At 66.2% G+C, this 628-nt stretch carries 1 protein-coding gene; it reads right to left on the bottom strand.

What is annotated here, in order from left to right; translation table 11 throughout:
* A partial coding sequence (locus tag ACYVLJ_RS47915) for a cytochrome b (RefSeq protein ID WP_460443744.1) occupies positions 1-628 on the bottom strand: 628 nt, incomplete at both ends.

Here is a 628-nt window from a genome sequence, read left to right as displayed (position 1 = left end):
CCGACGACGTTGGTCTCCTTGCGCCGCACCCCCGGGAACTGGGTGTGCTTCTGGTACCACACCAGCGCCAGGTGCACCCCGACCAGCGCCAGCATGATCCCCGGCAGCAGCAGGATGTGCAGCGTGTACAGCCGCGGGATGATCTGGTCGCCCGGGAACTCCCCGCCGAAGAGCGCCCAGTGGATCCAGGTGCCGATCACCGGCACCGACAGCACGATCCCCGACAGCGTCGCCCGGATCCCGGTGCCCGAGAGCAGGTCGTCGGGCAGCGAGTAGCCGAAGAACCCCTCGAAGCAGCCCAGGATCAGCAGCAGCCCGCCGATCACCCAGTTCGCCTCACGCGGGCGCCGGAACGCGCCGGTGAAGAAGATCCGCAGCATGTGCACGGCCATCGACGCCACGAAGATCAGCGCCGCCCAGTGGTGCAGCTGCCGCATGAACAGCCCGCCCCGCACGTCGAACGAAAGGTCCAGCGTGGTGCGGAAGGCCTGCGACATCTCCAGGCCCTGCATGTTCTTGAAACTGCCGTGGTAGACGACCTCCTGCATCGAGGGGTCGAAGAACAACGTCAGGTACACACCCGTGAGCAGCAGGATGATGAAGCTGTAGAGCGCGATCTCGCCCAGCA

The sequence above is a fragment of the Amycolatopsis stemonae genome, assembly GCF_054781455.1.
This window is presented reverse-complemented; position numbering and strand designations above follow the sequence as displayed.